A 24,985-nucleotide genomic window follows, 5' to 3' on the forward strand; every position below is an offset into this window, starting at 1 on the left:
GGGCGGCATGGAGCGGGTACCGACCTCGGTGGTGGCGGCTGCCGGCCTGGTGGGCGGTTACGCCGTGGCCCGGTGGACCAAGGTGCGGCCGCTGGGCGGTGTCGTCCTCGGCGCCGCCGGGCTGGTGGCCGGGCGGGAGTGGCACCGGCGGGCCGGCGCCCCGGCCGCGGCCGGGCTCGGCGCGCTGTACGTCGCCGGGTTCGCGGGCTCGCACCCGCTGGCGAAGAAGGTCGGGGCCTGGCCGGCGGTGTTCGGCGCGGCCGGGGTGGTCGCGGCGGCCGCGTGGGCGGTCGCGGACCGCGGCTGAGCCGCCTGCCTCCGGCAGGCGGGCGGTCGGTGCGGAGCTCGGCTGAGCTGCTGCCGCTGCCTCCGGCGGGCGGCCGGTCTGCGCGCCGGCGACCGGCGGGGCAGGCTCGCGCCGACGGGCTGACAGCGACCCGGCGGCCGGTGGGCCGGTGGGCCGGCGGCCGGTGACCAGCGGGCCGGCTCACGTCGATCAGCCGACGACCGGCCAGCCGACGGAGCGACAGCCCGCCCGCAGTGGACCGGCCGACGGCCTCAGAGCGAACGGCAGGCTGACGGCGACCGCCCGGCGACCCGGTCGTGGGCCGGTGGGCCGGTGGGCCGGTGGGCCGGTGGGCCTGCTCGCGCCGATCGGCCGACGGCTGGGCCGACGGCAGGGCGGCAGCCCGCCGGCGGTGGGCCGGCCGACGGCCTCGGGGCGGGCGGCCGAGGCGCCGCCCGTGTTCTGAGCCGGACGTTCTCCGCCGGATCGCGACCGGGCGCCACGCGTCGCCGCCCGCCCGCGCCCGACACCCGACCTCGCTGACGGCCGCCCGCGCCGACGTCCGGCCTCGCTGACCGCCGGCCCGACCGCAGAGCCTGCACGGGCTCCGCCCGGACCGCCCGGCGGGGCCTGCCTCGCGGTTGCCGCCCGGGCCGGGCCTACGCGCCGAACGCCCTCGACACCGTATAGATCAGCAGCCCCGCCAGCGCGCCGACCACCGTGCCGTTGATGCGGATGAACTGCAGGTCCCGTCCGATGTGGGCCTCGATCTTCCGCGAGGTGTGCTCGGCGTCCCAGCCCGCCACCGTGTCCGTGATCAGCGAGGTGATCTCCGCGCGGTAGTGGGTGACGACGTACACCACCGCACCCTCGATCCAGCCCTCCACCTTGTCTTGGAGCCGGCTGTCCGTGGCCAGCCGCGCCCCCAGGGACATCAGCGACGACCGTACGCGCAGGCGCAGCTCGCTCTGCTCGTCCTCCGCCGCCGAGAGGATCATCGACCGGATCGCCGTCCAAGCGGAGGCGATCACGTCCTGCACCTCGCCCCGCGCGAGGATCTCCGACTTGAGCCGCTCCACCCTCGCGCGCGTCTCCGTATCGGACTGGAGGTCGGCGGCGAAGTCGGTGAGGAACCGGTCCACGGCGCCGCGCGCCGGGTGCTCCGGCATGTCGCGCATCTCCGTGACGAAGCGGAGCAGCTCCTTGTACACCCGGTCGCCGATCTTGCGGTCGACGAAGCGCGGGGTCCAGCCGGGGGCGCCGCCCTGCACGGCGTCCATGACCGAGTCCCCGTGGGTGACCAGCCAGTCGTGGGCCTTGGCGCAGATCAGGTCGACGGCGCGGTGGTGGCCGCCGTCGGCGACGACCCGTTCCAGGGTCTTCCCCATCGCGGGCGCGATCTCGGCGGTCTCGGCGCGTCTGGTGATCGCCTCGCCCACGACGGCCTGGACGTCGGAATCGCGCAGTACGGTCAGGGCTCCGCGCAGCGCGGCGGCGAGTTCCGCCGTGACGCGGTCGGCGTGCGCGGGTTCCGCCAGCCAGGCGCCGAGGCGGCCGCCGATCCCGAGGGAGTGCAGGCGGGCCTTGACGACGTCGGCGGAGAGGAAGTTCTCGCCGACGAACTCGCCGAGGGAGAGGCCGAGCTGGTCCTTCTTGGTCGGGATGATCGCGGTGTGCGGGATGGGCAGGCCGAGGGGGCGGCGGAAGAGGGCGGTGACGGCGAACCAGTCCGCGAGCGCGCCGACCATGCCGGCCTCGGCGGCGGCCGCGACGTAGCCCGCCCAGGGGCCGGCGCCGGTGTCCTGGGCCCACTTGGCGAGTGCGTAGACCAGCGCGACCAGGATGAGCAGCCCGGTCGCGATGGTCTTCATCCGGCGGACTCCGGCGCGGCGCTCTTCGTCGGCCGCGCTGAACACGAACGCCGTGCCGCTGCCACGGGTGGGGCGTGGTGGTGCGGGGGGTGGGGCGGCCGGTGGGGCGGTGCCGCCTCCGGCTGCGCTGCGGTGATCCACGTGCTCCTGCCTTCCCCCGGGGGCGCCGGTTTTGTCTGCATAGCATCCGACTCCCGGGAGCCCCGAGGAGTTCCCGGCGCGCCGGACCTCTCGCCGATGCCGTGCGAGGCGGGGCCTACCCTCCCCAGCCTGCCGGAACGCCATCCCGAAGGCGAAGCGCCGGGGGTGGGGCCCGCCCTTACGCCCACGGGGCCGGGCCGCGCGGGGCCGCCGCCGACGCCCCGGCGCCTCCGGTCTGTCCATGGCTCCACCCAGGGGGCGCGCCCAGCACCCGCGTGGCCGACGGCAGCGCCACAGCCCGTGGCCAGGCCGCGCACCGCGCCACCCGTCAGCGGGGCGGCTCCCGCGTTGGGGACCCGACCCACCCCGGCAGGCCGACCGGGGGCCTCCCTGGCTCCCTGGGCACCCGGGCCTCCCTGGGCACGGTCCTACGGCCGGTCGGTCGGCAGGAGTACCGCAGCCGCAGCGACCGCTGGACGGTGGCCCACGGCCCGCGTCAGGCACAGCCACCCTGGGCACAGCCCGCGCGGTCCGGGCCCCGGGCCGGCCCGGGGCCCGGACCGCGCGCGGGTGCCGCCCCGTCAGAGTTCCTTGCGGGGGCGGCGGTCGGTGGTGCGTTGGGGCTTCGGGGGCTTCGGGGGCTTGATCTTGATCTCCACGCCGCCCCAGAAGGCGAGGCCCGTGACCACCACGCGCGGGGCGCCCGGCTGGAGGGGGCCCGGGGTGCCGCGTTGGTCGAAGGCGCCCATGACGCCGATGCCGCGGACGTCGACCTCCACGCCCGGCGGCACCGTGATCTGGATGCCGCCCATCACCGCGAAGCAGTTGATCACCACCTCGCGCTGCGAGAAGCTCGCCTCGCGCAGGTCGAGTTCCCCGCCGCCCCAGAAGGCGACCGCGTTGAAGCGCCCTGGCACCGTCCACTGGCCCTTGCGCTGGAACCCCGACATGACCGCCACGGCCGTGGACGAGGTCCCCGCGCCGCCGATCCGCTCGGGCCAGGAGGCGGACCCGTGGTCCGTGGCCGGCGCGCCGGCCGGGAGCCCCGTGGCGCCGGGGGCCGGCAGGTCGCGGGTCAGCGGTTCGAGCTCGGCGTACGTACGCGAGGCGTACGCCGCCTCCAGCCGCTCCTGGAACTCCTCCATGTCGAGGCGGCCCTCGGCGACGGCATCGCGCAGCCGCTCCACCACCCGCTCCCGGTCCGCGTCCGACGCGCGCAGCGCCGGTGCCGAGGAGACCCCGGGAGAGGAGGCCTCGGGAGAGGGGACCCCGGGACCGGACGGCGACGGCGGTGCCTTCTCCAACGACGTCGCCTTCTCCAACGACGTCGCCTTCTCCGGCGACGTCGCCTTCTCCGGCGACGCCGTCTCCCGCGACAACTGCTCTTCCGGCAACGGCTTCTGCGTCCGCTCGTCACTCATGTGGACCACCCTATGCAGTCATACCGCGCAGGAGTACGCCTCTACCCCGAGCCGGACCCCGGACCGACCCCTGATTTCTCCCTCACCCCCGCCCCGCGTACATCCGCGCGATCACGTCCTCGATGTCCGGCTCCCGCACCGACAGGTCCACCAGCGGGTAGTCCGCCGCCACCGCCGCCACCAGGGGCGCCGCCGACGCCCCCGCCGGGAACGCCAGCCACTGCCGCGGCCCGTCCACCTTCACCACCCGCGCCCCCGGCACGCTGATCGCCGGCAGCTCCCGCTCCAGGTCCACCACCAGCGTCCGCTCGCTGTCGGCCACCGAGCCAGCCGAGTGCAGTCCGGCCAGCGGCCCGTCGTACATCAGGCGCCCGTGGTCGATCACCATCACCCGCTCGCACAGCTGCTCGATGTCCTGGAGGTCGTGCGTCGTCAGCAGCACCGTCGTGCCGAGCTCCTCGTTCAACTGCCGCAGGAATCCCCGTACCTTGGCCTTGCTCACCACATCGAGCCCGATCGTCGGCTCGTCCAGGTACAGCACGTCCGGATCGTGCAGCAGCGCCGCCGCGATGTCCCCGCGCATCCGCTGCCCCAGCGACAGCTGCCGCACCGGTACGTCGAGCAGCTCGGCCAGGTCCAGCCGGTCCACGCAGCGGTCCAGGTTCTCCCGGAACCGCGCCTGCGGGATCCGGTACATCCGCCGCATCAGCCCGTACGAGTCCTTCAGCGGCAGGTCCCACCACAGGGTCGTGCGCTGCCCGAACACCACCCCGATCCGGTGCGCCAGCCGCATCCGCTCCCGCGCCGGGTCGATGCCCGCGACGCGCAGCCGGCCGCCGCTCGGGGTCAGGATCCCGGTCAGCATCTTGATCGTGGTCGACTTCCCGGCGCCGTTGGGCCCGATGTAACCGACCACCTCGCCCCGCGCGACCTCGAAACTGATCCCGTCCACCGCCCTGACCTGGCGTTTCTCCCGCCTCATCAGGCTCACCCGACGCCGTACGTCGAAGACCTTCTCGACCCCGTCCAACGAGATCAGCACGTCACCCGTGTTCACGCCCACCACTCAGCTCCCCGTGCTCCGGTACGAACGAACTCCCGCGCGCCACGCCAGCGACGCGGGCAGGAACGCCACGAACGCCACGAGCGGGCTCAGGTACCCCACCCACCCCGGCAGCCCCAGCGGATCGGGCCGCCCGAGCACGTGCAGTGCGGGCAGCCAGTTGACGAAGGCCAGCGGCACGATGAAGGTCACCCCGCGCAGCAGTTCCTTCCCGAACACCGTCGGCGGGTACTGGAGCATCGCGTTCCCCCCGTACGTGAAGGAGTTCTGCACCTCCGCCGCGTCCCCGGCGACGAACTGGAAAGCCGCCCCCGCCACCATCACCGCCGCGAAGATCGCCGCCCCCGCCACGATCATCACGGGCACCAGCAGTGCCTTCCCGGGCGTCCACTCCACATCCAGCACCGCAAGCGCCCACCCCAGCACCGCGAGCCCCTGCACGATCCGCCCCAGCCGGCGCAGCGCGAACCGGTCCGCCGCGACCTGTGCGAGCACCGGGACGGGGCGCACCAGCATCGTGTCGAGCGAGCCGTCGCGGACGCGCGCGCCGACCCGGTCGGTGTTGCCGAGCAGCAGGTCGGCCAGGCCCAGCGAGGCCGAACAGGACCCGTACAGCAGGGCGATCTCGGGCAGCGAGAAACCGCCCAGGGAGTCCACGTGCGAGAACATGATGTAGATCGCGACGAAGTCCAGGAGTTGGATCGTCGCGTTCCCGAACAGCGCCAGGAAGAAGGACGTCCGGTACGTCATCGTCGACCGGATCCACATCGCCACGATCAACCCGTAGCCGCGCACTCCCTCCAGGGCCCGATTGCGCCGGGGCACCTCCAGCCGGCCCGCGACCCGCCGACCACCGGAACCGGAACCAGAACCGGCACCTGGACCGGGATCGGAACCAGAACCGGGACCCGAATCAGGACCGGGACCCGAATCCGCCGCCCCCGCCCCTGCCTCCGCCACCGCCTCAGCCACCCTGGACCACCACCTTCCGCGTCGCCGCCGACTGCATCAGCCGCCCCAGCCCCAGCAGTACGAGCGCCCAGCCGGCCTGGAACCCCAGTGCCCCCGCCGCACCCCCGGCCCCCGCGTGCTCGCCCATCAGCACGTCCAGCGGGACCTGGAGCATCGCCGCCCACGGCAGCGTCCGGACGAACTCCCCGAATCCGCCCGGGAAAACGGTCAGCGGCAGCAGCATCCCGGAGAAGAAGACGGTGACGACGGTGGCCATCATGTTGACCCCCGTCCCGTCCATCAGCCAGAACGCGGACAGCCCCACCAGGTAGCGCACCGCGAAGCTCACCACCAACGCGAGCCCGACGGACACCAGGAACAGCAGCCAGCGCACCGGATCCACCGGCAGCGCCAGCGGGAACGCCAGCGCGCCCACCAGCAGCGGCACCACCCCGCGGCCCAGCAGCTGGAACCCGGCCCGGCCCAGATCGGCGGCGAGCCACCACGCCTGGAGGTCGGCCGGCCGGTACAGGTCGACGGCGATGTCCCCGGTCCGGATCCGCTCCTGCATCTCCTCCTGGAAGCCGCCCCCGAGGAGCGATCCGGCGGCCAGCAGAGACTGGCTGACCCACACGAACGTGAGGGCCTGCGCCTGGTCGTAGCCGCCCAGCCCGGGCCGCTCGTCCCACAGCGCGATGTACGTGTACGCGACGATGAATCCGAACACGGTGTTGGTGAACACACCGGCCGCGGTCGCCGTCCCGTAGGTGGCGTACCGGCGGAATCCCCCGGCCGCCACCGCCGTGTAGAGAACAGCTCTCTGATGCACGCTCTGCCGCGCGCTCTGACGGAGTTCCTGACGGAGTTCCTGACGCACTCTCTGACGCACCGTATCCCTCCGTTTCCCACGTCGTTCCTACGTCGGCCAAAGCGCGCGAGCTTAGTGCGGAGGGGCGAGCCACGCGAACGATTTACGCCCGTCCGGGGCGGAATCACCCGGCATCGGGTAGACACCATGAGGTACGGAAGTGGATATTTCGCACGGCGCCGAGGAGTTCCGGAGATGAGCGACCAGTCACCACCACCGGGCTGGACCCCTCGTGATCCGGACACCCCCGACGAACCGCCGAACCGCCCCGAGGGCGACCGGTCCGCAGAGGCCGGCCCGGCCGCCCGAACCCAGACCCCCGCCACGCCCGAAGCCCCCAACGCGAGGCGGAGGCGCACCGGCTGGCGCCGCTTCGTTCCCGGTTGGCGCCTGGTCGTCGGCTGCCTGCTGCTCTTCGCGCTGCTCCTCGGCGGCGCCCTCGTCGCCGGCTACCTGCTGGTCGACATCCCGCCCGCCAACTCCGCCGCGATCGCGCAGTCCAACGTCTACCTCTACTCCGACGGTTCCCAGCTCGCCCGCGACGGCGAGGTCAACCGCGTCAACGTGCCGCTCTCCCAGATCCCCCGGACCGTCCAGGAGACCGTACTGGCGGCGGAGGACCGGGACTTCTACTCCGAACGGGCGGTGGACCCCAAGGCGATGCTCCGCGCCGCCTGGAACACCCTGATGGGCAAGGGGAAACAGTCCGGCTCGACCATCACCCAGCAGTACGTCAAGAACTACTACCTGGGCCAGGAACAGACCGTCAGCCGGAAGGTCAAGGAGTTCTTCATCGCGATCAAGCTCGGCCGCGAGGAGTCCAAGGACTACATCCTGGAGGGCTACCTGAACACCAGCTACTTCGGCCGCAACGCCTACGGCATCCAGGCCGCCGCCCAGGCCTACTACGGCAAGGACTCCGCCAAACTCACCACCGCCGAGGGCGCGTACCTCGCCACCCTCCTCAACTCCCCCAGCGCGTTCGACGTCGTGGCCCACCCCCAGAGCCGCGCCCGCGCGGTGGCCCGCTGGAACTACGTACTCGACGGCATGGTCAAGAAGGGCTGGATGACCCCCTCCGACCGGGCGGCCACCCGGTTCCCCGAGCCCGGGAAGATCCGCCCGGCCGCCGGTCTGTCGGGGCAGCGCGGTTACCTCGTCGAGGCCATCAAGGACTACATCCTCGACCGGAAGATCCTCGACGACGCCACCCTCGCCGAGGGCGGCCACCGCATCACCACCACCATCGACAAGCGCCGCCAGAACGCCTTCGTGGACGCCGTCGACGAGGAGATGGTCAGCAAACTCGACCCGGTGACGCGCAAGGCGGACCGTCTCGTGCGCGCCGGCGGGGTCTCCATCGACCCGGCCACCGGCAAGGTCGTCGCCATGTACGGGGGCATCGACTACACCAAGCAGTACGTCAACAACGCCACCCGGCACGACTACCAGGTGGCCTCCACCTTCAAGCCGTTCGTCTTCACCTCCGCCGTCGAGAACGACTCCCGCACCCAGGACGGCCGCCGGATCACCCCGAACACCCTCTACAACGGCGACAACAAGCGCCCGGTGGTCGGCAGTACGATCCCCTTCAGCCCCGAGAACGAGGGGCAGGTCTCGTACGGCGACATCACCGACAACACCGCCACCGACCTCTCCGTCAACGCTGTGTACGCGCAGATGGTGGTCGACGTCGGCACGGCCAAGGTCAAGAAGACCGCCATCTCCCTCGGCATCCCCGAGAACACCCCGAACTTCGTGTCGGGCCCCGCCATGGCTCTCGGCACCATGCAGGCCAGCGTCCTCGACATGACCCAGGCCTACGCGACGCTCGCCGACCACGGCCGCTACACCCCGTACACCTTCCTGGAGAAGATCACCAAGGAGGGGGAGACGGTCGAACTGCCCGACCGCACCCCGCGCCAGGTCGTCTCCCGCGAGGCCGCCGACACCACCACCTCCATGCTGATCAGCGTCGTCGACAACGGCACGGGTACGGCCGCGCTCGCCGCCGGGCACCCGGCCGCCGGCAAGACCGGCACCGCCGAGCTGGACCGCTCGGCCTGGTTCGCGGGGTACACGCCGGACCTGGTCACGGTGGTGTCGATGATGGGTCAGGACCCGGACACCGGCACCCTGGAGTCCCTCTACGGGGCGCTGGGCGAGGCCAGGATCGGTGGCGGCGGCTACCCGGCCCGGATCTGGGCGGCGTACACGAAGACGGCCCTGGAGGCCTCCGACCCCTTGGACTTCGACCTCGACCTCCAGCCGGGCGCGGCCGTGTCGCCACCCCCGCCGCAGCCGCCGAGCACCCCGGAGCAGTCGCCGGGCGAGGAGGAGAGCCCGAGGCCGCCGGTACGTCCGTCACCGCCGACGGGCGGGCAGAACCAAGGGGGCCAGGACAACGGCGGCCGGAACAACGGCGGCCAGTCGCAGGGGGGTCAGAACCAAGGCCAGAGCCAAGGCCAGAACCAGGGCCAGAACCAGGGCCAAACCCAAGGTCAGAGTCAGGGGCAAAGCCAAGGGCAGGACCAAGGCGGCCAGGACAACGGCGGCGCCAGTCAAGGCAATGACGGCGGCGCCTCCCAGGGCGCCGACCGGGGCGCGACCCAGGGCGCGGACGCCGGCACGAGCACCGCCGGCACCCAGGGCTTCGCACAAGGCGGCACCACGGCCGGCCGGCGCCCGGGCCCCGACTTCCTGGAATGACGGGCCCGGAATGACGGGGCCCGCAATGACGGGGCCCGGAAGACGGGTCAGTGACCGGAAGTCGCCTTGAGCCCCACCACGGCGACCAGCAGCAGACAGATGAAGAAGATCCGGGCGGCGGTGACGGGTTCCCCCAGCACCGCCATGCCGAGCACCGCCGCCCCGGCCGCCCCGATGCCCACCCAGACCCCGTACGCCGTACCGATGGGCAGGGTCTTCGCGGCGTACGACAGCAGCACCATGCTCGCGACGATGCCGGCGCCCGTGAACACACTGGGCCAGAGACGGGTGAAGCCCTCGGTGAATTTCATGCCGATCGACCAGCCGACCTCGAGCAGACCGGCGACGAGAAGCAGAACCCAGGCCATGACAGGCACCTCCGGAACGAGAGCGAACGGGGTGCGTCGTCTTTTCAGCCAGCTACCCGGTACGGCGCGTCTCGTCGGGGGTCCCCTCCACCGTAGCAAAGGGGCACGAAAAGGGCCGGTGACCTCGGTCACCGGCCCTGGATCACAGGGGGAGCAGGGTGGTCACAGGTAGAGCCCGGTGGAGTCCTTCGACCCCTCCAGCCGCTCGGCGGCCACGGCGTGCAGGTCCCGCTCGCGCATCAGCACGTACGTCGCCCCGCGCACCTCGACCTCGGCCCGGTCCTCGGGGTCGTACAGCACCCGGTCGCCCGGCTCCACGCTCCGTACGTTCTGCCCGACCGCGACCACCTCGGCCCAGGCCAGCCGCTTGCCCACCGCGGCCGTCGCCGGGATCAGGATCCCGCCGCCCGAGCGGCGTTCGCCCTCCGGGGTGTCGGACTTCACGAGCACGCGGTCGTGCAGCATGCGGATGGGCAGCTTGTCGTGGGTGGTGGTGTTCTCGCTCACCCCTCGAACCTACCCGCCCGCGCCCGCCCCGGACCCCGCAGGGTCGTCAGTGCTTGCGGCGCGCCGACACGACCAGCAGGCCGACCACGCCGACGGCGAGCAGCGCCACCGGCACGATGCGCTCCGGACGCGGGGTGCCGTCCTCGTTGCACAGGCCGGCCTTCACGTCGTTGACGAGACGGTTCACGGCGACGACCGCGCGCCCGGCGGTGTGGTCGACGGTCGAGGCGACCCTGGCCTTGGCGTCCCCGACGATCGTCTTCGGATGCATGCGCACGCCGATCTCGTCGAGCGTCTCGGCGAGCTGCTCGCGCCTGCGGACGATGTCCGCCTCGATCTGTGCGGGGGTCCTGGCTTCCGGCACCGCGCTGCCTCCGTCGTCGTGTCGTGCGAGTGGTCGCTTGGGGGGCGTGATCCGCCTGTGGACAGTCTGTCAGCTTAGTCTCGTGCCGTACCGATCCCCTCCCGAGGAGACTGCTGACATGAGTGAGCGACTTCAGCCGGGCGACACCGCCCCTGCCTTCACCCTGCCCGACGCGGACGGCAACGAGGTCTCGCTCGCCGACCACAAGGGCCGCAAGGTCATCGTGTACTTCTACCCGGCCGCCCTGACTCCCGGCTGCACGAAGCAGGCCTGCGACTTCACGGACAACCTGGCCGTACTCGCCCAGGCGGGTTACGACGTCATCGGCGTCTCCCCGGACAAGCCGGAGAAGCTGGCGAAGTTCCGGGAGCAGGAGCACCTGAAGGTCACCCTGGTCGGCGACCCGTCCAAGGAGGTCCTGACGTCGTACGGCGCCTTCGGCGAGAAGAAGCTGTACGGCAAGACGGTCACCGGGGTCATCCGCTCCACCGTGATCGTCGACGAGGAGGGCAAGGTCGAACGCGCCCTCTACAACGTGAAGGCCACCGGCCACGTAGCCAAGATCATCAAGGACCTGGGCATCTGACCTCGGCACCCGCCACCCGCAGCGGCCCGCACCCAACCGGTGCGGGCCGCTGCGTTCGTCGGCGCCCCAATCCTCGTGCGCTCACCGACGCCTGGGGGCGCGGCAGTCGGGCCAAGTCCCTCGCCGTTCCCCGTCCGGCAGCCGTACACTGACCGCAGCCACTCACGACCGGTGTCCGAATCGAGCCGGTTGATAGGCGGTTGTGGTGGAATTGGCAGTCACGCTGGGTTTAGGTCCCAGTGGGGTAAAACCCGTGGGGGTTCGAGTCCCCCCAACCGCACCTCATCGAAGGCCCCGCACGCGATCACCGCGTACGGGGCCTTCGGCGCAGCCGGGCCTCAGCCCAGCAGGGCGCGGATGAAGGGGACCAGGGCGCGGAAGGCCTGGCCGCGGTGGGAGATGGCGTTCTTCTCCGCCGCGGTGAGTTCCGCGCAGGTACGGGTGTCGCCCGCGGGCTGGAGGATCGGGTCGTAGCCGAAGCCGCCGGTGCCGGCCGGGGTGTGGCGGAGGGTGCCGAGGAGGCGGCCCTCGACCACGCGCTCCGTGCCGTCCGGGAGGGCGAGCGCGGCGGCGCAGGCGAAGTGGGCGCCGCGGTTCTCGTCGGCGATGTCCCCGAGCTGGGCCAGGAGCAGGTCCAGGTTGGCCTTGTCGTCGCCGTGGGTGCCGGCCCAGCGGGCGGAGAAGATGCCGGGGGCGCCGTTCAGGACGTCCACGCAGAGGCCGGAGTCGTCGGCGACCGCGGGCAGGCCGGTGGCCTGGGCGAGGGCGTGGGCCTTCAGGAGGGCGTTCTCGGCGAAGGTGACGCCGGTTTCCTTGACGTCCGGGATCTGCGGGTACGCGTCCGCGCCGACCAGCTCGTGCGGCAGGCCGGCGTCGGACAGGATGGCGCGGAGTTCGGAGACTTTGCCCGCGTTGCGGGTGGCGAGGATCAGGCGGCTGGTCGTCATGCGTCCATTATTCCGGCCGCCGCCCGGCGCCCCCGTACGGCCCGTGGCCCGTGGCCGTGGCCTGTGCCAGTGGCCCGTGGCCGTGGCCTCAGCCCGGCGTGCAGACCTTCGAGATCTCCGACGCCGCGTCCGCGACCGGCGTGATGTCGGGGGCGGAGGTCCCGCTCTCCAGGGACGTACGGACGTTCTTGACGGCCGTGTTCATCGAGTCGATCGCCTTGCGCAGATCGGCGTTGTCCGTCTGGTCGCCGATCTTCTTGAGGTTCGTGTCGATCTGGTTGAGGGCGTTCTGCGCGTCCTGCGGGCTGTTGCCGGCCTGCGAGATGGCCTGCTGGAGGTCGTTGGCCCCGTCCGTGATGGCCACCGCCGTGTTGGCGCAGTCCATCGCCGTCGAGATCGCGTCGCAGGACGTGAGGGCGGGGACGGTCAGGACGGCGGCCACCGCGACGGCGGCTATGCGGAGCTTCATGCGGATCCCCCAGTGAGGCGTGTGTGGGTGCGTGCGTGGTGACGCGGTGACGTGATGACGTGGACGGACGGGCGCACGGTAGTGACCACCGCGCGCCCGTGTCTACGTATGACGCCGCCGCGGGCCCGGCGGTTGCCGCCGAAGCGCGTGGGGCCGCGGCCCTACGGCCCTACGGGGCCTGCAAGGTCGAGCGCGCCCAGCTGGAGGGCCTGGAGGTCGGCGCAGCCGCCGGCGGCCAGGTCGAGGAGGGCGTTGAGCTCCTTGCGGTCGAAGGGCTCGCCCTCGGCGGTGCCCTGGACCTCGACGAAGCGGCCGTCGCCGGTGCAGACGACGTTCATGTCGGTCTCGGCCCGCACGTCCTCCTCGTAGCAGAGGTCGAGGAGCGGCTCGCCGTCGACGATGCCGACGCTGACGGCGGCGACGGTGCCGGTGAGCGGCTTGCGGCCGGCCTTGATCAGCTTCTTCTTCTGGCCCCAGGCGACGGCGTCGGCGAGGGCGACGTAGGCGCCGGTGATGGCGGCGGTGCGGGTGCCGCCGTCGGCCTGGAGGACGTCGCAGTCCAGGACGATGGTGTTCTCGCCGAGGGCCTTGTAGTCGATGACGGCGCGCAGCGAGCGGCCGATGAGGCGGGAGATCTCGTGGGTGCGGCCGCCGATCTTGCCGCGGACGGACTCGCGGTCGCCGCGGGTGTTGGTGGAGCGGGGCAGCATCGAGTACTCGGAGGTGACCCAGCCTTCGCCGCTGCCCTTGCGCCAGCGCGGGACGCCTTCGGTGAAGGAGGCGGTGCAGAAGACCTTGGTGTCTCCGAAGGAGATGAGGACGGAGCCCTCGGCGTGCTTGCTCCATCCGCGTTCGATGGTGACCGGGCGGAGCTGTTCGGGCGTACGGCCGTCGATGCGAGACATGCCTTTGAGCCTAGTCCCTGCGCGAGAGCGCGAGGACCCCGTCCGGGTGCGTCCGGTACGGGGTCCTCGTGGTGCTGCGGGAGCCGGTGGGCTCAGCTCACATCATGTCTTCGATGTCGGCGGCGATCGGGTCGGCGTCGGTGCCGATGACGACCTGGATCGCGGTGCCCATCTTCACGACGCCGTGGGCGCCGGCGGCCTTCAGCGCGACCTCGTCGACCTTGCTCGGGTCGATGACCTCGGTGCGCAGGCGGGTGATGCAGCCCTCGACCTCTTCGATGTTCTCGATGCCGCCGAGCCCGGCGACGATCTTCTCAGCCTTGGTGGCCATGTGTTTCTCCCTGAGTGTCCGAAGAACGAGTCTCGGCGGCCGTTGGCTGCCGGTCCGGCCGGCGACCTGCCGGCGCGGTCCGCTTTGTCACGTTAGCCCACGCTTGGCCCCGGTTGGCCCATCTACGCGAGCGCGTGCCCGGCAGCTGCCGAATGATGACGATCAGCAGCAACCTGCCCGTCAGGCGGGTGACATGCGATCACATCACTAGTGGTCTACACCAGTGTGCCGCAACAGTCGCGACCGCCAAAACGGGCCCCCGAGGGAGGACTCCGATGAGCGCGAGCAGCGCCGCAGCAGTGCCCCGACAGAAGTGGTGGAACGGCCTCTTCCAAGGGCTGCAGAAGATGGGGCGCAGCCTCCAGCTGCCCATCGCGGTGCTGCCCGCCGCCGGCATCCTGACCCGCTTCGGCCAGCCGGACGTGTTCGGGTCGGAGGGCCTGGGCTGGACGGACGTGGCCAAGGTGATGGCGAGCGCGGGCGGCGCGCTGCTGGATTCCGACCTCGGCCTGCCGCTCCTGTTCTGCGTCGGCGTCGCGATCGGCATGGCGAAGAAGGCGGACGGCTCGACGGCGCTGGCGGCGGTGGCGGGCTTCCTCGTCTACCGCGGCGTACTGCACGCGTTCCCCAAGCCCTGCCCCCCGCTGAGCAAGAACATCGGGGGCGGCTGCCTGGCACGGGGCGACACCTTCGTCGGGTTCACGTACCAGAACCCGGGGGTGTTCGGCGGCATCGTCATGGGCCTGCTGGCGGCCTGGTTCTGGCAGCGCTACCACCGGGTGAAGCTGGTGGACTGGCTGGGCTTCTTCAACGGGCGCCGACTCGTCCCGATCGTCATGTCGTTCGTCGCGATCGCGTTCGCGGCGCTGTGCCTGTGGATCTGGCCGCCGGTCGGCGACGCGCTGGAGAGCTTCTCTGACTGGCTGGTGGGGCTGAGCTCGTGGGGCGCGGGGATCTTCGGGGTCGCGAACCGCGCGCTGCTGGTGATCGGCCTGCACCAGTTCCTGAACGTGCCGGTGTGGTTCCAGTTCGGCAGTTACACCAAGCCCGACGGACAGACGGTGCACGGTGACATCAACATGTTCCTGGCGGGCGACCCGAACGCCGGGATGTTCCTGTCCGGCTTCTTCCCGATCATGATGTTCGCCCTGCCCGCGGCGGCGCTGGCCATCACACACTGCGCGAAGCCGGCGCGGCGCAAGGAGGTGGGGGGCCTGATGCTCTCGGTGGCCCTGACCTCGTTCGTCACGGGGATCACCGAGCCGCTGGAGTACTCGTTCCTCTTCGTGGCACCCGCGCTGTACGCGATCCACGCGCTGCTGACGGGCGTGTCGATGGCGGTGACGTGGGGGCTGGGCGTCCACGACGGCTTCAGCTTCTCGGCGGGCCTGATCGACTACGTCATCAACTGGAGCCTGGCCACGAAACCGGGGCTGATCATCCCGATCGGGCTGTGCTTCGCGGTCGTCTACTACGCCGTGTTCCGGTTCGCGATCACGAAGTTCGACATCCCGACCCCGGGGCGGGAGTCGGACGAGGAGATCGCGGTCATGGAGGCGGAGAACACCAAGGCCTGAGCCCGCTCCCCCACCAGGGCCGCGGCCCGCTCCCCAACAGGGCTCCGGCCCGCCCGTCAAGGGCCCTCGGATCACGATCCGGGGGCCTTTCGCACACCCCGGAACATGTGATCCAGGCCACAGGAAATCGAAGGTTCCTTATCTAACCCTCACCGTGTTACAACTGGTCTACACCATGCATTGGTGTAGACCACGACCGCTTCCCCCGGCGGCGTGTCCCCCCTTTTTTTGAGACGTCGCCGTCCCTCTTGGTTCCACCCCTTGGCGGCGCCTTGCTCCCCGGAGGAAGTTATGAGTACGGCTACTGACGCCGCCGCGCCGCCCGCCAAGAAGTGGAGCTCCGGCCTGATCCAGGGTCTGCAGAAGGTCGGCCGCAGCCTCCAGCTGCCCATCGCCGTCCTGCCGGCCGCCGGCATCCTGCTGCGCCTCGGCCAGCCCGACGTCTTCGGCAAGGACGGCCTCGGCTGGGGCAAGGTCGCCACGGTGTTCGCCACCGCCGGTGACGCCGTCTTCGCGAACCTGCCGCTGCTGTTCTGCATAGGCGTGGCGATCGGCTTCGCCAAGAAGGCCGACGGCTCCACGGCGCTCGCCGCGCTCGTCGGCTTCCTCGTCTACAAGAACGTCCTCACGGCGTTCCCCGTGACCGAGGCCGTCATCAACACCACCGAGAACAAGGGTGTCGACGTCGCCGCGACGTACAACAACCCGGGCGTCCTCGGCGGCATCGTGATGGGTCTGCTCGCCGCGGTCCTGTGGCAGCGCTACCACCGCACCAAGCTGGTGGACTGGCTCGGCTTCTTCAACGGCCGCCGTCTCGTCCCGATCATCATGGCCTTCGTCGGCGTCATCGCCGGTGTGTTCTTCGGCCTGGTGTGGGAGCCGATCGGCGAGGTCATCTCCAACTTCGGCGAGTGGATGACCGGACTGGGCGCCGCCGGCGCCGGCCTCTTCGGCGTCATCAACCGCGCGCTGATCCCGATCGGCATGCACCAGTTCGTCAACACCGTCGCCTGGTTCCAGATCGGTGACTTCACCAACGCCGCCGGCGAGGTCGTCCACGGTGACCTGAACCGCTTCTTCGCCGGGGACCCGGACGCCGGTCTGTTCATGACGGGCTTCTTCCCGATCATGATGTTCGGCCTCCCGGCCGCCGCCCTGGCCATCGCGCACACCGCCCGCCCGGAGCGCCGCAAGGCCGTCACCGGCATGATGGTCTCGCTCGCCCTCACCTCGTTCGTCACGGGTGTCACCGAGCCCATCGAGTTCTCGTTCATGTTCATCGCACCGGTGCTGTACGCGATCCACGCCGTCCTGACCGCCATCTCCATGGCCGTCACCTGGGCTCTCGGGGTCCACGCGGGCTTCACCTTCTCCGCGGGTCTGATCGACCTCGGCCTCGGCTGGAGCAAGGCGACCAACCCCTGGATGATCATCCCGATCGGCCTGGTCTTCGGAGCGGTCTACTACTTCGTGTTCCGCTTCGCGATCACCAAGTTCAACCTCCCGACGCCGGGCCGCGAGTCCGACGAGGAGCTGGCCGAGATGGCGAAGGCCGAGGCCAAGTAGCCCCTGCCGGACGCCCTGTCGCACGCACGCCGAAGCCCCGCTCGTTCCGTAAGGAAGGGCGGGGCTTCGGCGGTCGCGGTGTCGCTCAGACCTCGTAGACGGCGCCGGGGTACGCGAGGTCGACCGGGCCGTCGTAGAGCGCGCGGGCGTCGGCGAGGTTCTGCTCGGCGTCCGTCCACGGCGGGATGTGGGTGAGCACCAGCCGGCCGACGCGGCCGCCCCGGGCGTACTCGCCGGCCTCGCGCCCGTTGAGGTGGAGGTCCGGGATGTCCTCCTTGCCGTGGGTGAAGGAGGCCTCGCAGAGGAAGAGGTCCGCGCCGTCGGCGAGCTGCGCCAGCTCGGGGCAGGTGCCCGTGTCCCCGGAGTACGTGAGGGAACGGCCGCCGTGCTCGACGCGGATGCCGTAGGACTCGACGGGGTGGGAGACCCGCTCGGTGCGGACCTGGAACGGGCCGATCTCGAAGGTGCCGGACTTCAGGGTGCGGAAGTCGAAGACCTCGCTCATGGAGCGCTCGTCGGGGACGTCCTCGTAGGCCGTGGTCAGGCGCTTCTCGGTGCCTTCGGGGCCGTAGACGGGGATGGTGCCGCAGCGGCCGCCCTCGTGGCGGTAGTAGCGGGCGACGAAGTACGCGCACATGTCGATGCAGTGATCGGCGTGCAGATGGCTCAGGAAGATCGCGTCGAGGTCGTAGAGACCGATGTGGCGCTGCAGCTCGCCGAGGGCGCCGTTGCCCATGTCGAGGAGCAGCCGGAAGCCGTCGGCCTCGACGAGGTAGCTCGAACAGGCCGAATCCGCGGACGGGAACGACCCCGAACAGCCGACGACGGTGAGCTTCATGGAGCGTGAACCTCCGTGGACGGTCCGGAGACGGAATGCGGGCCGTGCGTGGGTCGAGCGTAAGGCGCGAAACCTCTGGTCGCTCCTCCGCGGCGGGCCGTTGTGGGGGGAATCACCTGTGGTGTCACCCGGGGGAGCGACGGGGGGTACGGACGTTGCCGTCGCGCTGCCGTGCCGGGCGGTGGCGGCACGGCTACGGTCGGAGTATGGACACGTCCTGGTGGCCCGCGGTCGCCGCGGTGGTCGCGGTGACGCTGGTGGTGATCGTCGCGGGGCGCCGGCCGGGGTCCCCGGCGTCCCCGCGCCGGGTGCCGGCGGCGCACGGGAGCGGTCCCCCGCCGCAGCCGCGGTCGGGTGAGCTGTGGCGCGTGGCGGACGGGCGGCCGTGCCTGGTGCTGGCGGTGGCGTCGGTACGGGGCCACCGGGCGCGGGTCGCGTGGATCACCGGGAAGTACGACGACCGGCGCGCCGGGGTGATCCCGCTGTCCCCGGGGATCCCGGGGATAGGGGGGCGGGCGGCGTTCCTGGAGGCGGACCGGCCGGCGGAGGTGTCGCTGTGGGAGTTCCGGCAGAGGCTCGGGGTACTGGACCCGGCGGTGTGGGACGAGGCGAGGGGCCTGGGCGGGGGCAGACCGTGACGACGATCCGGCTGCGCCGCGTCTACGACCCTCCCGACCCCGGGGCGGACGGCGTGCGGGTCCTGGTCGACCGGCTGTGGCCGCGGGGCCTGGCGAAGGCGGTCGCGGCGGTGGACGAATGGCCGAAGGAACTGACCCCGTCCTCGGAACTGCGCAAGGCGTTCCACGCGGGCGGGCTCTCCGAGGCGGAATTCCGCGCCCGCTACGAGGCGGAACTCGCCGCCCCGGAGGCCGCCGCGGCCCTGGCCCACCTGCGCACCCTGGCGCGATCGGCCTCCTTGACCCTCCTGACGGCGGTCAAGGACCCCGGATCCAGCCATGCCGCCGTCCTGGCCTCCCTCCTGCGCCCCTGACCCGCCTCGACCGCCGGCGGGCCGCTTCGGCCTCGCCGGCGTGTGAGGTGCGGCCGGGTTGCGGGTGGGGCCAGGGCTAGGGCTAGGCCCAGAGTTGGCCCTGGAGGACTTCGATGGCTTCTTCCGTGGTCGCCGCCGTGTAGACGCCCGTCGAGAGGTACTTCCAGCCGCCGTCGGCCACGACGAAGACGATGTCCGCCGGCTCGCCCGCCGCGACCGCCTTGCGGCCCACACCGATGGCCGCGTGCAGTGCCGCGCCGGTGGAGACGCCCGCGAAGATGCCCTCCTGCTGGAGGAGTTCGCGCGTGCGCGTCACCGCGTCGGCCGAGCCCACCGAGAAGCGGGTGGTGAGGACGGAGGCGTCGTACAGCTCCGGGACGAAGCCCTCGTCCAGGTTGCGCAGCCCGTAGACCAGGTCGTCGTAGCGCGGTTCGGCCGCGACGATCTTCACGCCGGGCACGTGCTCGCGCAGGTAGCGGCCGACGCCCATCAAGGTGCCCGTGGTGCCGAGGCCCGCGACGAAGTGGGTGACGGACGGGAGGTCCGCCAGGATCTCCGGACCCGTCGTCGCGTAGTGCGCGCCCGCGTTGTCCGGGTTGCCGTACTGGTAGAGCATCACCCACGAGGGGTTCTGCTCCGCCAGCTCCTTCGCGACCCGCACCGCCGTGTTCGAGCCGCCCGCGGCGGGCGACGGGATGATCTCGGCTCCCCACATCCGCAGGAGGTCACGGCGCTCCTGCGAGGTGTTCTCCGGCATGACGCAGACGATCCGGTAGCCCTTGAGCTTCGCCGCCATCGCGAGCGAGATGCCGGTGTTGCCCGAGGTGGGCTCCAGGATCGTGCAGCCGGGGTACAGCCGGCCGTCCTTCTCCGCCTGCTCGACCATGTGGAGCGCCGGGCGGTCCTTGATCGAGCCGGTCGGGTTCCGGTCCTCCAGCTTCGCCCAGATCCGCACGTCGGCGGAGGGCGACAGCCGGGGCAGCCGGACCAGCGGCGTGTTGCCGACGGCGGCCAGCGGGGAGTCGTAGCGCATTACTTCGATCCGCCGGCCACGGCCGGGAGGATGGTGACGTTGTCGCCGTCCTTGAGCGCGGTGGAGATGCCGTCGAGGAAGCGGACGTCCTCGTCGTTGAGGTAGACGTTCACGAAGCGGCGCAGCTGCCCGGCGTCGACGATGCGCTCCTCGATGCCCTTGTGGCGGGTCTCCAGGTCGGCGAACAGCTCGGCCAGCGTGGCGCCCTCGCCGTTGACGGCCTTCTCGCCGTCGGTGTAGGTGCGGAGGATGGTGGGGATGCGGACCTCGATGGCCATGGCAGGCTCCAGTGTCGTGAAGGGGCTTGAGGGCGCGCGGCGTGAAGGCCCCCGCGCGAGGTGGGCTCTGGCTGTACTCAGGCAGCAGCGGGACAGATGGCGCTGGCGAGGCGGCACAGGTCGACGTGCAGCCGGGCCACGAGCAGCAGGCTGCTGGGCGTCTCGATGCTCACGTCGTGGGAAACCATGCGGTCATGTTAACGATTCCCGGTCCCCCGTTTGGAGTGTGATCCCACATCTTGGACCGAAAGCGCTCACATCCTGGTCAGTAGGCGGCTACGACCTGCACTTCTTCCTCCGTGATCACGCCGTCGACGATCCGGTACGAGCGGAACTGGAACTCCCCGAGGCCGTCCTGGTCCGCCGTGGAGACGAGGACGTAGTGCGCGCCGGGCTCGTTCGCGTACGTGACGTCCGTGCGCGAGGGGTAGGCCTCGGTCGCGGTGTGGGAGTGGTAGACGATGACGGGCTCCTCGTCCCGGTCGTCGAGTTCCCGGTAGAGCTTCAGCAGATCCTTCGAGTCGAACTCGTAGAACGTGGGCGAGCGTGCCGCGTTGAGCATCGGGACGAACCGCTCCGGGCGGTCGGTGCCCGCCGGGCCGGCCACGACTCCGCACGCCTCGTCGGGGTGGTCCTTGCGGGCGTGCTCGACGATCTGGTCGTACAGGGCCTGGGTGAGGGTCAGCATGAGCGACAGGATAAGCAGACGGGCCCTCCCGTACCGAGGAGCGGTACGGGAGGGCCCGGATGCTGGACAGGACCCTGGGCGGGACCCGGTTAGGAGGCCTTGGCGAAGGCCTTGCCTCGCGGGTCGCGGGACTTCATCACCAGGTACGAGACGCCGAGGATGAGACCCCACAGCGGGGCGCAGTAGAGCGAGACGCGGGAGTCCTTGTCGGCGCCCATCATCACGATGACCATGCCGATGAAGAGCAGCGCGAACCAGCTCGTCCACGGGGCGCCCGGGGCGCGGAACGCGGACTGCGGCAGCTCGCCCCGGTCGGCCTTGGCGCGGTAGCGGATCTGGCAGACCAGGATCATGATCCAGGCCCACATGCCGGAGATGGTGGCGAAGGAGACGACGTAGTCGAACGCCTTGCCCGGGGCGACGTAGTTGATCCAGACGCCCACGAGCATCAGCGCGGCGGAGAACGTGGTGCCGACGAGCGGGGTGCCGCTCTTGGTCAGCTTGGTGAAGAACTTCGGGCCCTGGCCGTTGAGCGCGAGGTCGCGCAGCATGCGGCCGGTGGAGTACATGCCCGAGTTGCAGGAGGACAGGGCGGCCGTCAGGACGACGAAGTTGACGATCGCGGCGCCGATGCCGAGGCCCATCTTCTCGAAGGCCGCGACGAACGGGCTGACGCCGGGCTGGAACTCGTGCCACGGGACGACCGACAGGATCATGATGAGCGCGCCGACGTAGAAGACGGCGATGCGCCACGGCACGGTGTTGATGGCCTTGGGCAGGGTCTTCTCGGGGTCCTTGGACTCGCCGGCGGTGACGCCGACCAGCTCGACCGCGAGGAACGCGAACATCACGATCTGCAGGGTCATCAGCGTGCCGCCGATGCCCTTGGGGAAGAAGCCGCCGTCGCTCCACAGGTTCGTCACGGTCGCCGTGTCGGCGGCGTCGGAGAAGCCGATGGTGAGGATGCCGGCGCAGATCAGGATCATGCCGACGATGGCGGTGACCTTGACCATGGAGAACCAGAACTCCAGCTCACCGAAGAGCTTCACGGAGATCAGGTTGGCGCCGTAGAGGATGACGGTGAAGATCAGCGCGTAGGCCCACTGCGGGAAGCTGTCGTGGGTCCAGTACGACATGTACTGCGCGGCCGCGGTGACCTCGGTGATGCCGGTGACGACCCAGAAGAGCCAGTACGTCCAGCCGGTCACGTACCCCCAGAAGGGGCCGAGGAACTCGCGGGCGTAGTCCGAGAACGACCCGGACACGGGGCGGTACATGAGCAGCTCGCCCAGGGCCCGCATGATGAAGAAGATGACCAGGCCCGCGATGGCGTACGCCAGGATCAGGCTGGGGCCCGCCTTGGAGATGGCCTTGCCCGCCCCCAGGAAGAGGCCGGTGCCGATGGCTCCGCCGATCGCGATCATCTGGATCTGGCGGGCGCCGAGCGCGCGGTGGTAACCCTCGCCGCCCTCGCCCTCAGTGCCCTCGCCGGGCTTCTTGCCGTCCTGCTCGACCTGCACAGAGGTCATGTTTTGGTGCGCCTTTCTCCACGCCGACCCGCGCCTTCGACTGGCTGCGGATCGGGTCCTCGATCCCCCCGGATACGGATGGAGTTGCACGCCGGCGGTCAGCCGGTTCAAGCGGGCCGGGGGACATGGGTGGCGTCCCTTCGGCAGTCGTGAAGATTTATCACGTGCTTATGGGTGGACGCGGAGGAGAAAAGTGACGCGGGTCACCAAAAATTACGGACAATGACCCTGAAATGGATCAGATCACCGCATGACGGTGATCTGATCGTTATCCGGATTTGAGCGTCCGCTGAGCGAACACGGTGCACCGCTGAGGGTGCGCGGGGGTTTCCCGGTGGATTCTCAGAGGGTTTCGATCAACGTCTCCTGAAGGCCACCGAGCCACAGGTACGCCATCACCATCGGCTTGCGCGGATCATCGTCCGGCAGCCGGAACAGCACCGCGCTCTCGTCGTCCTCCGTGATGTCGAGGCGGGCCGCGATGGTCAGCCGGAGGTCGTTGAGCGCGCCGAGCCAGCGCAGCGCCTGCTCCCCGGTCAGCTCCAGCACCGCCGCGCCGTCACCCCCGGGGGTGAGGCCGTTGAGGCTGTGGACGACGGCCAGCGCGTCCTCCCGCTTGCGGGTGCGCAGGTCGTTCTCGGTGTACCGGCGGAACTCGGCCGACCGGGCGGCCAGCTCCTCGGGGTCCACACCCTGGTCACCGGGGCCCGGACCGCCGTACGCGTCGGGGAAGAGCCGGGCCAGCGCCGGGTCGGACGGGGGCTCGGTGGGGCCGTCGGAGGCGAAGAGCACGGCCAGCGGGTCGGCGTCGGCGGCCGGCTCGGGCTCGCCCGGGCCGATCAGCTCCAGCAGCTGCACGGCCAGGGAGCGCAGGATCGAGATCTCGATCTCGTCGAGCGCGATGGCGGCTCCGCCGCCCTTGAGGGACTCGAAGGTGCCGCCCATCAGAAGCGGTCCTGCGAGAGCGTCGCCCACAGGCCGTAGCCGTGCATGGCCTGCACGTCGCGCTCCATTTCCTCGCGGGTGCCGCTGGACACGACCGCCCGCCCCTTGTGGTGCACGTCGAGCATCAGCTTGTGCGCCTTGTCCTTGGAATAGCCGAAGTACGCCTGGAACACGTACGTCACGTAGCTCATGAGGTTGACCGGGTCGTTGTGCACCAGGGTCACCCAGGGGACGTCGGGTTCGGGGACCGCGTAGGTCTCTTCGGCCGACTCGGTGCGTTCGATCTCAATGGGAGCAACACTCACTTGTCCCATGCTGCCACTGCGAAGGGCCGGTCGCACAAACGGGTCCCGACATCTCGTCACTCTGACGAAATGTGCGCTAGCATCCGTGACATGAACCCTGCGGACCTGGGCCTGCCGGTGGACGTGCCGTCGACAGCGCTCTTCACGGACCATTACGAGCTCACGATGCTGCAGGCCGCCCTGGCCAGCGGCACGGCCGACCGCCGTTCGGTCTTCGAGGTGTTCACCCGGAGGCTGCCGGAAGGACGGCGCTACGGCGTCGTCGGCGGCACCGGCCGGGTGCTGGACGCGGTCGAGAACTTCCGCTTCGACGGCGCGGTGCTGGAGTTCCTGCGCGAGCGGGCCGTCGTCGACATGCGGACCCTGGACTGGCTGGCCTCGTACCGCTTCTCGGGCGACATCTGGGGCTACCCCGAGGGGGAGGTCTACTTCCCCGGCTCCCCGATCCTGCGGGTCGAGGGCAGCTTCGCCGAGTGCGTGCTGTTGGAGACCGTGATCCTGTCGATCCTCAACCACGACTCCGCGATCGCGGCGGCCGCCTCCCGGATGGCCTCGGCCGCCGGCGACCGGCCGCTGATCGAGATGGGGGCGCGCCGGACGCACGAGCTCGCGGCGGTCGCGGCCTCGCGGGCGGCGTACGTGGGCGGCTTCACCTCCACCTCGGACCTGGCGGCCGGCTTCCGCTACGGGATCCCGACGGTCGGGACCTCGGCGCACGCGTTCACCCTGCTGCACGACACCGAGCGGGACGCGTTCCAGGCGCAGGTGGCCTCGCTGGGCGGGGGGACCACGCTGCTGGTGGACACCTACGACGTCGCGGAGGCGGTACGGACGGCCGTGGAGGTCGCCGGGACGGGGCTGGGCGCGGTCCGGATCGACTCCGGGGACCTGCTGCTGGTCGCGCACCGGGTGCGGCAGCAGCTGGACGAGCTGGGGGCGACGGGCACGAAGATCGTGGTCACCTCGGACCTGGACGAGTACGCCATCGCCTCGCTGGCGGCGGCCCCGGTGGACACGTACGGGGTCGGGACGCAGCTGGTGACGGGCAGCGGGCACCCGACGTGCTCGATGGTCTACAAGCTGGTGGCGCGGGCGGCCTCGGCGGACCCGAAGGCGGCGCTGGTGCCGGTGGCGAAGAAGTCCTCGGGCGGCAAGACGTCGATCGGCGGGCGCAAGTGGGCCGCGCGCCGGGTGGACGCGGAGGGTGTGGCCGAGGCCGAGGTGATCGGCACCGGGCCGGTGCCGGCGCCGCTGGCGGACCGGCAGCTGCTGATCCAGCTCGTCAAGGCGGGCGAGGTGGTGGCCCGCGAGCCGCTGGAGGCGGCCCGCGACCGGCACCGCGAGGCCCGCGCGGCCCTTCCGCTGTCCGCGACCCAGCTCTCGCGCGGCGAGGCGGTCCTCCCGACCGAGTACGTGTAGCGGGCCCGAGCCCCTGCGGCGCCGCTGCC

At 71.0% G+C, this 24,985-nt stretch carries 25 protein-coding genes, 1 tRNA gene, 3 pseudogenes and 1 riboswitch; of the genes and pseudogenes, 9 read left to right on the plus strand and 20 right to left on the minus strand.

Going from position 1 to position 24,985, the window contains the following annotated elements; all coding sequences use genetic code 11:
• Positions 1-7 precede the first annotated feature (7 nt).
• Positions 8-307, plus strand: a complete 300-nt coding sequence (locus OG982_RS10150) for a hypothetical protein (RefSeq protein WP_266787926.1) — start codon at positions 8-10, stop codon at positions 305-307.
• Positions 308-945: 638 nt separating this feature from the next.
• Here the strand turns inward: OG982_RS10150 and OG982_RS10155 are convergent.
• The 5 genes and pseudogenes from OG982_RS10155 to OG982_RS10175 form a co-directional block, all read right to left on the minus strand.
• Positions 946-2,208, minus strand: a pseudogene (locus OG982_RS10155) (DUF445 domain-containing protein); the annotation flags it as partial.
• 674 nt (positions 2,209-2,882) lie between these two features.
• Positions 2,883-3,518, minus strand: a pseudogene (locus tag OG982_RS10160) (DUF1707 domain-containing protein); the annotation flags it as partial.
• Between the two features lie 283 nt (positions 3,519-3,801).
• Complete coding sequence (locus tag OG982_RS10165) at positions 3,802-4,782, minus strand: ATP-binding cassette domain-containing protein (protein WP_266787924.1); 981 nt, start codon at positions 4,780-4,782, stop codon at positions 3,802-3,804.
• A 3-nt stretch (positions 4,783-4,785) separates the two neighbouring features.
• Positions 4,786-5,550, minus strand: a complete 765-nt coding sequence (locus OG982_RS10170) for an ABC transporter permease (RefSeq protein WP_266792063.1) — start codon at positions 5,548-5,550, stop codon at positions 4,786-4,788.
• Between the two features lie 196 nt (positions 5,551-5,746).
• The gene (locus OG982_RS10175) at positions 5,747-6,562 is read right to left on the minus strand and encodes an ABC-2 family transporter protein (RefSeq protein ID WP_266792062.1); all 816 of its coding nucleotides are present in this window, start codon (positions 6,560-6,562) and stop codon (positions 5,747-5,749) included.
• Positions 6,563-6,796: 234 nt separating this feature from the next.
• Here OG982_RS10175 and OG982_RS10180 point away from each other — a divergent pair, with 234 nt between their 5' ends.
• On the plus strand, positions 6,797-9,310 hold the full coding sequence (locus tag OG982_RS10180) for a transglycosylase domain-containing protein (RefSeq protein WP_266948368.1): 2,514 nt from the start codon (positions 6,797-6,799) through the stop codon (positions 9,308-9,310).
• A 47-nt stretch (positions 9,311-9,357) separates the two neighbouring features.
• On the opposite strand, the gene OG982_RS10185 is transcribed toward OG982_RS10180, so the two are convergent.
• From OG982_RS10185 to OG982_RS10195, 3 genes are all read right to left on the minus strand, one after another.
• Positions 9,358-9,678: a multidrug efflux SMR transporter gene (locus OG982_RS10185; protein ID WP_030158619.1), complete on the minus strand. Its 321-nt coding sequence runs from the start codon at positions 9,676-9,678 to the stop codon at positions 9,358-9,360.
• A 30-nt stretch (positions 9,679-9,708) separates the two neighbouring features.
• A riboswitch (guanidine-III (ykkC-III) riboswitch) is annotated at positions 9,709-9,787 on the minus strand.
• Between the two features lie 53 nt (positions 9,788-9,840).
• Complete coding sequence (locus OG982_RS10190) at positions 9,841-10,185, minus strand: co-chaperone GroES (protein WP_007264332.1); 345 nt, start codon at positions 10,183-10,185, stop codon at positions 9,841-9,843.
• Positions 10,186-10,231: 46 nt separating this feature from the next.
• On the minus strand, positions 10,232-10,549 hold the full coding sequence (locus OG982_RS10195) for a DUF3618 domain-containing protein (RefSeq protein ID WP_266787922.1): 318 nt from the start codon (positions 10,547-10,549) through the stop codon (positions 10,232-10,234).
• 118 nt (positions 10,550-10,667) lie between these two features.
• Between OG982_RS10195 and bcp the strand changes: the two genes are divergently transcribed.
• Together bcp and OG982_RS10205 are read left to right on the plus strand one after the other, a co-directional pair.
• On the plus strand, positions 10,668-11,135 hold the full coding sequence (bcp, locus tag OG982_RS10200; protein WP_266787921.1) for a thioredoxin-dependent thiol peroxidase: 468 nt from the start codon (positions 10,668-10,670) through the stop codon (positions 11,133-11,135).
• A 196-nt stretch (positions 11,136-11,331) separates the two neighbouring features.
• Positions 11,332-11,415 (plus strand) — tRNA-Leu (locus tag OG982_RS10205).
• A gap of 58 nt (positions 11,416-11,473) precedes the next feature.
• On the opposite strand, the gene rdgB is transcribed toward OG982_RS10205, so the two are convergent.
• From rdgB to OG982_RS10225, 4 genes and pseudogenes are all read right to left on the minus strand, one after another.
• Complete coding sequence (gene rdgB, locus OG982_RS10210; protein WP_266787920.1) at positions 11,474-12,082, minus strand: RdgB/HAM1 family non-canonical purine NTP pyrophosphatase; 609 nt, start codon at positions 12,080-12,082, stop codon at positions 11,474-11,476.
• 88 nt (positions 12,083-12,170) lie between these two features.
• Positions 12,171-12,551, minus strand: coding sequence for a hypothetical protein (locus tag OG982_RS10215; protein ID WP_266787919.1), 381 nt, complete (start codon positions 12,549-12,551; stop codon positions 12,171-12,173).
• A gap of 161 nt (positions 12,552-12,712) precedes the next feature.
• On the minus strand, positions 12,713-13,456 hold the full coding sequence (gene rph, locus OG982_RS10220; protein ID WP_266787918.1) for a ribonuclease PH: 744 nt from the start codon (positions 13,454-13,456) through the stop codon (positions 12,713-12,715).
• Between the two features lie 97 nt (positions 13,457-13,553).
• Positions 13,554-13,793 (minus strand): annotated as a pseudogene (locus OG982_RS10225) (glucose PTS transporter subunit EIIB); the annotation flags it as partial.
• Between the two features lie 269 nt (positions 13,794-14,062).
• On the opposite strand from OG982_RS10225, the gene OG982_RS10230 reads away from it, so the two are divergent.
• Together OG982_RS10230 and OG982_RS10235 are read left to right on the plus strand one after the other, a co-directional pair.
• A complete protein-coding gene (locus OG982_RS10230) occupies positions 14,063-15,364 on the plus strand; it encodes a PTS transporter subunit EIIC (protein ID WP_266787916.1) in 1,302 nt (433 codons plus the stop codon).
• A gap of 291 nt (positions 15,365-15,655) precedes the next feature.
• Positions 15,656-16,930 carry a PTS transporter subunit EIIC gene (locus OG982_RS10235; RefSeq protein ID WP_266787915.1) on the plus strand — a complete coding sequence of 425 codons (1,275 nt, stop codon included), beginning with the start codon at positions 15,656-15,658 and terminating at the stop codon, positions 16,928-16,930.
• 85 nt (positions 16,931-17,015) lie between these two features.
• On the opposite strand, the gene OG982_RS10240 is transcribed toward OG982_RS10235, so the two are convergent.
• Positions 17,016-17,768 (minus strand): MBL fold metallo-hydrolase, encoded by a 753-nt coding sequence (locus OG982_RS10240; protein ID WP_266787914.1) that lies wholly within the window; start codon positions 17,766-17,768, stop codon positions 17,016-17,018.
• Positions 17,769-17,974: 206 nt separating this feature from the next.
• Between OG982_RS10240 and OG982_RS10245 the strand changes: the two genes are divergently transcribed.
• Positions 17,975-18,406, plus strand: a complete 432-nt coding sequence (locus OG982_RS10245; protein ID WP_266948370.1) for a hypothetical protein — start codon at positions 17,975-17,977, stop codon at positions 18,404-18,406.
• On the plus strand, positions 18,403-18,759 hold the full coding sequence (locus tag OG982_RS10250) for a DUF488 domain-containing protein (protein WP_266787912.1): 357 nt from the start codon (positions 18,403-18,405) through the stop codon (positions 18,757-18,759). Before OG982_RS10245 ends, OG982_RS10250 begins: the two co-directional genes overlap by 4 nt.
• An 82-nt stretch (positions 18,760-18,841) precedes the next feature.
• On the opposite strand, the gene OG982_RS10255 is transcribed toward OG982_RS10250, so the two are convergent.
• From OG982_RS10255 to clpS, 7 genes are all read right to left on the minus strand, one after another.
• A complete protein-coding gene (locus tag OG982_RS10255; RefSeq protein WP_266787911.1) occupies positions 18,842-19,792 on the minus strand; it encodes a PLP-dependent cysteine synthase family protein in 951 nt (316 codons plus the stop codon).
• On the minus strand, positions 19,792-20,070 hold the full coding sequence (locus tag OG982_RS10260) for a MoaD/ThiS family protein (protein ID WP_266787910.1): 279 nt from the start codon (positions 20,068-20,070) through the stop codon (positions 19,792-19,794). Before OG982_RS10260 ends, OG982_RS10255 begins: the two co-directional genes overlap by 1 nt.
• A gap of 77 nt (positions 20,071-20,147) precedes the next feature.
• Complete coding sequence (locus tag OG982_RS30970; RefSeq protein ID WP_008742605.1) at positions 20,148-20,258, minus strand: putative leader peptide; 111 nt, start codon at positions 20,256-20,258, stop codon at positions 20,148-20,150.
• 77 nt (positions 20,259-20,335) lie between these two features.
• Entirely contained in the window at positions 20,336-20,758 is a 423-nt protein-coding gene (locus OG982_RS10265; protein ID WP_266948372.1) for a M67 family metallopeptidase, read from the minus strand.
• Between the two features lie 89 nt (positions 20,759-20,847).
• Positions 20,848-22,287 carry an amino acid permease gene (locus OG982_RS10270; protein ID WP_266787908.1) on the minus strand — a complete coding sequence of 480 codons (1,440 nt, stop codon included), beginning with the start codon at positions 22,285-22,287 and terminating at the stop codon, positions 20,848-20,850.
• Positions 22,288-22,629: 342 nt separating this feature from the next.
• Positions 22,630-23,232, minus strand: coding sequence for a DUF2017 domain-containing protein (locus OG982_RS10275; protein ID WP_266787907.1), 603 nt, complete (start codon positions 23,230-23,232; stop codon positions 22,630-22,632).
• Positions 23,232-23,546, minus strand: a complete 315-nt coding sequence (gene clpS, locus OG982_RS10280; RefSeq protein ID WP_008742609.1) for an ATP-dependent Clp protease adapter ClpS — start codon at positions 23,544-23,546, stop codon at positions 23,232-23,234. The genes OG982_RS10275 and clpS overlap by 1 nt, the downstream gene beginning before the upstream one ends.
• Before the next feature lie 81 nt (positions 23,547-23,627).
• Here clpS and OG982_RS10285 point away from each other — a divergent pair, with 81 nt between their 5' ends.
• Positions 23,628-24,956, plus strand: a complete 1,329-nt coding sequence (locus OG982_RS10285; protein WP_266787906.1) for a nicotinate phosphoribosyltransferase — start codon at positions 23,628-23,630, stop codon at positions 24,954-24,956.
• Positions 24,957-24,985 lie beyond the last annotated feature (29 nt).

The organism is Streptomyces sp. NBC_01551, assembly GCF_026339935.1.
Classification (GTDB): Bacteria; Actinomycetota; Actinomycetes; order Streptomycetales; family Streptomycetaceae; genus Streptomyces.